We start from the raw sequence: 6,803 nt of genomic DNA on the forward strand, positions 1-6,803 counted from the left end.
TCCGGCTTTTTTTATTAATATCCGAAACGTCTTTGTTCGTTCAGGTCTTCCATCGCCTGTATTTCTTCTGAAGGAATTACTTTAAGGAAGGAAGGATGTTGCTCAATTGCATATTCCAGTTTCTTTACAATGTCTTCAATACTATCATTCTCGTAATCAAATTCAAGAGGTTCCTTGATCTGAAATGTTTGAAGTATCCCTCGTTTTTTGATTCTAAGTCCTTTTTTATCAAATGATCTTCGGAAGCCATCAATCACAATTGGAATCACGATAGGCTTATGATTTTTAATAATATGAGCCGTTCCCTTCCGGATAGGTTTAAAAGGTTTCGTAGTTCCCTGAGGGAATGTGATCACCCATCCATCATCGAGTGCCGTACCAATGTTCTGAGTGTCGTTGGGATTGACATCTCTTTTTACCTCCTGCCCTTTTGCTCTCCATGTTCGTTCCACAGTAATCGCTCCGGCATAAGCCATAATTCTAGCGAGAAGTCCCGCCCGCATGGTTTCCTTAGCAGCAACATAATATATATTCATTTTAGGCTGCCAGATATACCCTACATTCTTAATGCTATCTACCCGCCCGCTTAAACTTGCGTTGAATACGTGAAACATCGCCGTAACATCAGCGAAATATGTTTGATGGTTAGAAACAAAAAGCACATTGGTATCTGGTAGGTTCTTAATGATCTCAGAGCCTTCTATCTGTAATTCATTATATCCACGATAGCGCCTGTGAGTTAAAACACCAAATATGCGAATAAGCCACTTCTTCAAGAACTGATAATGTCCAAACGGATTTTTCTTAAACAACCCCATGCTACTTAGTTTATCCTATTGAAATTTTTAGATTTCCTTAACAAAACCGGGCAAATATAGTAATATCTCTCAAATTAAATTCTAAGCAGCATTTCCCGAACTTCAGCGAGCATCATTCCAGTAGCTCCCCACACAACTTTATTGTTCAGTTTATAAGCTGGCACTTCAATTTCAGTGGCATAAGAAGTACTCAGCGTTTCGTTTATTAGATTATTATCATCCAGAAATTCACTCACAAGTACCTCCATAATTTCTTCTACTTCAGATTCCTGCGGAATAAGTTCTGGGGTATGATCCAGCATGCCTATAAATGGATAAACCCAGAAATTGGACGGCGGAATATATAACCTGGACAATTTAGCGATGACTTCTACTGAATCTTGTGGAATTCCCACTTCTTCTTCAGTTTCTCTTAAAGCGGTATGTTCCATATTTCTATCTTCAGGTTCTACCCGACCACCTGGAAATCCTACCTGATTGGAGTGCACTCCCTTATAGGTTTTTCTAAGGATTAATACCATTCGTGTTTTTTGCTGCATATCTGGATAGAATAATGCCATCACTCCAGCTTCCTGAGGTTTTAGCTGCTCCATATCCAGCTCCTCCAATTCCTTAATTCGCATCATTGGAGTCAGTTTTCGGTGCGCCTCCTCTCCCGGCAACGGCATTTTTTTTAACTTTGAAATCCTGTTTTTAAAATCTTTGAATTCCATGTTTAGAAAGTCTCTTTTACTAACAATTTTTTCAGTTCTCTTTTTCGCAAGTTGTGAAGATAAGCAAAGTTCCTCAGAAAAGTCGGCTAAACCTACTGCAGAAGAGCTTAAACTTCAAAGAAAGAAAGACTCTACACAGCAGGCCAGAGATAGTATTTTAAAGGTTCGAAAAGCAGAGATTAAACGCGCAAATATTAAAACTGAATTCGAGAAGAATGACATGTATCCTATAGCTCAAGAAGAATTGATGCCTACTTTACGCAAATATGGTAATGAGCATCCTGAAACCAGGATAAGAATCAAAACAAAATTTGGGAATATCGATGTTCAGTTATACCGGGATACTCCGCTGCACCGGGCAAACTTTATCATGCTTGCAAAAAATGACTATTTTGATAATACATTTTTCCATAGGGTTGCACCGGGTTTCGTGATACAGGGTGGCAATGCAGACAACCAGATCACTGCAGATAATCGAGGTGACGTGGGAAGTTATTTGATCCCGAGCGAGTACGAAGCAGGACATCAACATAGTTACGGAGCATTCTCTGCTGCAAAGTATGCCGAGCAGAACGTTAGTAAAGCCTCTTCTCCTTTTGAATTTTTTATTGTTATGGATAAAAATGGAACTCCGCATCTAAACAATGATCATACGGTTTTTGGTCGTGTAATAAGAGGTATGGAGATAGCTGAAAAGATCTCCCAGGTTAAAACTGGAGAATCTGAATGGCCTGTCGATAATGTTGAAATGGATATAGAAGTACTGAACTAATTACTGGCTAGTGTAATAATTATAATCGGTCACCACTCTATCCAGAAACTCCATAGGTCTTTCTTCAAATTTTACATCCAGTAATTCAGCTACTTTTTGACTGAGGTTCAGGATGATATGGTGATGCCCTTCAGTTTTAGCAGTCTGGTATAAATTTTTTATTTCCTGCACATCTTGATCTGTTAGCACCGTCACCTGTGGATATTTAGGAGTATAATCTTCAGAAAAACTAGCACCGAGCGTATGCTCTATACCAAATTTCTTTTTTTCAGTAATAACCGTTGTACCCGCTGCAAGATCTCCAAGTCGCTGCCCTTTGCCTGTAAAAAGGATTGTTACTACCGCAACAGCACCGCTACTCGCCGAAATATCGATCAATCGAAGTAACCAGCGGGTTAGATAATTAGAAAATGTTGGCCGACTACCATCCTTACGTACCACGCGAATATCTAGGATTGCCTTTCCTGGAGTTTGCCCGTTCCAGAAAGTTTCCCATAGCAAATAATACAACATGGTGGGAAGCCCAAGAACTGTATAATACATCCACTGGTCTCCTGCTCCATTGGTCGCCCCTGCGATGATCAGACCAGAAAGGATCATGTAGATCACGATAATAGCGAGATCGATAAAAAAAGCAAGGATCCTCTCTCCCACTCCCGCAATATTGTGCTGAATATTGATATTTTGGGCAGTTTCGATTTGAAAATTATCCATTAAATATGTTACTTTGGTTCAATTAAATTTAAGAATGCGCGAGGCAGCTTTTGTAAGGCAAAATAAAGATAAATGGGTCAAGTATGAAAGTCTGCTTCAGAAATATAAATCGCTGAATCCAGATCAACTATCCAATCTTTACGTAGAACTTAGCGATGACCTAAGTTACGCTTCAACCTTTTATCCTGGCTCAAATACCGTTCAATACTTAAACGGATTAGCAACTACTGCCCACCAGAAGATCTATAGAGCGAAAAAAGAATCTAAAAGCAGGTTCTTAACGTTCTTTACTAAAGAATTCCCGCGGGAATTTCATAAGCACCAAAAGCAACTTTTATGGAGCTTTCTAATATTTGCAGGTTTTAGCCTGGTTGGTGCTTATAGTGCGGCTACAGATGGTTCATTTCTAAGATCTATTCTAGGCGATGCTTATGTGAACATGACGCTTGAAAATATTGCGAACAAAGATCCAATGGCTGTTTATAAACAGGCTTCAGAAACAAATATGTTCCTGGGGATCACCATCAATAATATTAGGGTCGCTCTTACAGCATTTTCACTCGGTGTTCTCGCCGGTATTGGTACTGTTTTCGTGATGATGCAAAACGGAGTTATGCTTGGTAGTTTTCAATATTTCTTTTATGAACAGGGTTTGCTCTGGGAATCTGCCAGAACGATCTGGATCCATGGAACGATAGAAATTTCGGTTATTATCGTAGCTGGCTGCGCAGGCCTGGTCGTTGGAAAAAGTATACTATTCCCGGGAACTTACAGCCGGCTGAAATCATTCACTATGGGAATCAAGGACGGACTCAAAATTGTAATTAGTACAGTTCCGTTTTTCATCATAGCCGGATTCCTGGAGGGATTTGTGACCAGGATGACTCAAATGCCAGACTGGCTTGCCATCATTATCATAAGCTTATCATTACTACTAATCATATACTACTACGTTATTTACCCAATCCTTTTATCTAACAAAACCAGAAATGCATAACAACCACATTATTTTTAAACAACAGCGAGAACTTGGGGAGATCCTGAGTGCTACTTTTAAATTTATTAGAGAGAATTATAAAACCGGACTGCGATTATTCTTTAAACTTGTAGGCCCCTCATTCATTCTACTGGTTGCTGCAATTACCTTTTACACCTACACTACACTGGGCAGTAGCCTGTTTACCAATGGAAACCTGGATGCTTCCAACGTGATCATTGCGCTGGCACTGCTAATGATCGCTTACCTTGCATATTTCACCTCTATGACCGGGACTATGAACCATATGATCCTGTCGTATATAAATAACGATGGACAGATAAAAGATGAGGAGGTTAAAAATGGCCTGAAACAGGACTTCGGAAAGATCCTGCTATTATCTATACTTACTGGAATTATAACATTCGCCGCGTTCATGTTCTTTGTGATTCCTGGGATATATGTATTTGTTCCATTGTCGCTGGTTACAGCGATCCTGGTCTTCCGAAGAAATGGAGTAACTGATAGTATTTCTGAGAGTTTTCAGCTAGTTAAAGACAACTGGTGGATGACCTTTGCCACGCTTCTTTGTATATACCTGCTGATTTATGTTATCGGACTCATCTTCCAGCTGCCTGCACTTATTTATATATTCATTCGCGCTTTTACGGTAGCTTCAGAATCTTCTGCAGCAGAACCTCAGGACATGTTTGGAACTGGGTATGTGATCATCAACGCGATCTCTTCAGCAATACAATATATCATTTATAGTATGACCGTAATTGGGGTTGCCTTTGTATACTTTCATCTAAATGAAAAGAAAAATTTTACCGGTACATACGAAACAATTCAAAACCTGGGAAACAACCGATAGTTTGAAGTTATACCTGCTGTATTTTTTTATTCTTCTGAGTCTTACTCAGGAGTTACGCGCTCAAGAGGATTCAATATTCAGGAGAGATATTCAGGTGGAAAAGTCTGAAGATCTTGTTCCGGTTGAATTCGATGCTACTGAAATTGAAGAATATAAAAAGCAGGATGAATATAATTATATTGAGAGTACAGAGGAAGATAGCTGGTGGGTTCGATTTAAAAAATGGCTGAACCTTAAGTATAATCAGTGTATAAACTGGCTTTTTGGAAGTTATGATGCAAACGGAATCCTGGCATTCTTTATAAGGATCTTCCCGTACGTAATTATTTTCGCCGTTCTGGCTTTGATTGTCTGGTTATTCACCCGGCTCAATCCAGGGGCTAAGATCCTGGCAGAACCCGGAAAAAGTAAAGTCATTCTTAGCGAGGAAGAGGAACTGGTAAAAAATGAAGATCTAAGCAGTCTCATTAGTAAAGCAGTTTCAGAAGAAAACTACAGGTTTGCTGTGCGTTATCAATATTTGCGAAGTTTAAAATTGCTGGATGAAAATGATTTTATTCAGTACGAATTTCAGAAGACCAATAAAGAATATTTACAAGAGATCCCAGAAGAGCGATTACAACAGTTATTTGCAGAGGTCACTAAGTTCTATGAGTTTATCTGGTATGGTAATTTCAAGGTTTCTTCCGCAGATTATAAAATAGCCGCAAATGGATTCAGCAAGATCGAAAATGGATTAAAACCGGTCAAAGATGCATAGAACCTACAAGTTTGCGATCGCACTTTTCGTACTAGTGGTCATTGTACTAACCTGGCTGGAAACATCGGTAAAAGAGGAGATCAACTGGAATCCAAGTTATACACATTATGATGAAATTCCGCTTGGCTCCAAGGTTTTTTATGAAAGCTGGAAACGAACTTCTGGGGATAGGTTGGAAATGCTCAAAATCCCGCCTTATGAATTTTTAAATTCTGAAGAGGCCAAAGGCACCTATTTCTTTTTTAATAAAGGTGTTGGTTTTGATGATGATGAGCTGGATCATTTACTGAACTGGGTTGCTGAAGGAAATACTGTATTTATATCAGCACATGACTATAGTCAGAATCTGAAAGACACTTTAAAGATCGAAACAGGTTCTGAAATTGATGTAGATGGTTTTACTGAAGCTCAGGATTTAAACTTTTATAATCCGAGGATAAAACTGAAGGATGATGCCTTATTCGATAAGCAGGTAACGAAATCTTTTTTTATTGAAATTGATACCTTAAACCATCAAGCATTAGGATTTACCCGCAAAGACAAACTGTTGCCCAAGGTCAATTTTATAAGAGCAGACTTTGGAGAAGGAGCGATTTTCTTACATACAGCACCGCAGGTTTTTAGTAATTACTTCATGCTGAAAGAGGATAATTATAAATATACCGGTAATCTTCTGGCTTATATCCCAGCTGGAAAAGTGTACTGGGATGCATATTATAAATCTGGTAAATCTTTCTACACTTCTTCGCTATATATTCTACTGAATAACAGATCTTTAAAATGGGCTTATTATGCTGTGCTTTTTTGCATCGTCCTGTATATAGTCTTTGAAGGCAAAAGAAAGCAACGAGCAATTCCGGTTATAGATCCTCCAAATAACCGATCTTATGAGTATACCGCAATTATCTCGAGTTTGTACCTGGAACAAAATCGATTTCAGGAACTGGGAGATAAAAAGATTGCGTTATTTCTTGAATTTATCCGCCGGGAATATCGTCTGGAAACTTCAAAAATAGATGCTGAATTTAAAAAGGATCTGGCTGCCAAAAGCTCAAAATCACTGGAAGCAACCAACGATCTTTTCAAAAAAATAGAATCATTTCAAAAGAATAAGAATAGCACAAAACAAGAGTTTCTGGAGCTAAGTACTTATATTAATCATTACAAATTTACCGA

The 6,803-nt window shown here is 38.6% G+C and carries 8 protein-coding genes; 5 read left to right on the plus strand and 3 right to left on the minus strand.

What is annotated here, in order from left to right; genetic code table 11:
* Positions 1-14: 14 nt before the first annotated feature.
* Entirely contained in the window at positions 15-818 is an 804-nt protein-coding gene (locus tag QZ620_RS04735) for a 1-acyl-sn-glycerol-3-phosphate acyltransferase (RefSeq protein ID WP_295179572.1), read from the minus strand.
* Between the two features lie 74 nt (positions 819-892).
* The gene (locus QZ620_RS04740; protein ID WP_295179574.1) at positions 893-1,531 is read right to left on the minus strand and encodes a CoA pyrophosphatase; all 639 of its coding nucleotides are present in this window, start codon (positions 1,529-1,531) and stop codon (positions 893-895) included.
* Between QZ620_RS04740 and QZ620_RS04745 the strand changes: the two genes are divergently transcribed.
* Entirely contained in the window at positions 1,530-2,303 is a 774-nt protein-coding gene (locus QZ620_RS04745) for a peptidylprolyl isomerase (protein WP_295179576.1), read from the plus strand. The two genes, QZ620_RS04740 and QZ620_RS04745, sit on opposite strands and share 2 nt — an antisense overlap.
* On the opposite strand, the gene QZ620_RS04750 is transcribed toward QZ620_RS04745, so the two are convergent.
* The gene (locus QZ620_RS04750; RefSeq protein ID WP_295179578.1) at positions 2,304-3,017 is read right to left on the minus strand and encodes an RDD family protein; all 714 of its coding nucleotides are present in this window, start codon (positions 3,015-3,017) and stop codon (positions 2,304-2,306) included.
* 34 nt (positions 3,018-3,051) lie between these two features.
* Here QZ620_RS04750 and QZ620_RS04755 point away from each other — a divergent pair, with 34 nt between their 5' ends.
* The 4 genes from QZ620_RS04755 to QZ620_RS04770 all read left to right on the plus strand — a co-directional run.
* Positions 3,052-4,014, plus strand: coding sequence for a stage II sporulation protein M (locus tag QZ620_RS04755; RefSeq protein WP_295179579.1), 963 nt, complete (start codon positions 3,052-3,054; stop codon positions 4,012-4,014).
* The gene (locus QZ620_RS04760) at positions 4,007-4,867 is read left to right on the plus strand and encodes a hypothetical protein (RefSeq protein ID WP_295179580.1); all 861 of its coding nucleotides are present in this window, start codon (positions 4,007-4,009) and stop codon (positions 4,865-4,867) included. The genes QZ620_RS04755 and QZ620_RS04760 overlap by 8 nt, the downstream gene beginning before the upstream one ends.
* Positions 4,806-5,627: a DUF4129 domain-containing protein gene (locus tag QZ620_RS04765; protein WP_295179581.1), complete on the plus strand. Its 822-nt coding sequence runs from the start codon at positions 4,806-4,808 to the stop codon at positions 5,625-5,627. Before QZ620_RS04760 ends, QZ620_RS04765 begins: the two co-directional genes overlap by 62 nt.
* Positions 5,620-6,803 (plus strand): DUF4350 domain-containing protein (locus tag QZ620_RS04770; protein WP_295179582.1); only part of this gene is annotated, 1,184 nt, incomplete at its 3' end. The genes QZ620_RS04765 and QZ620_RS04770, both read left to right, overlap by 8 nt.

The organism is uncultured Christiangramia sp. (assembly GCF_913046405.1).
Taxonomy (GTDB): Bacteria; Bacteroidota; Bacteroidia; order Flavobacteriales; family Flavobacteriaceae; genus Christiangramia; species Christiangramia marina.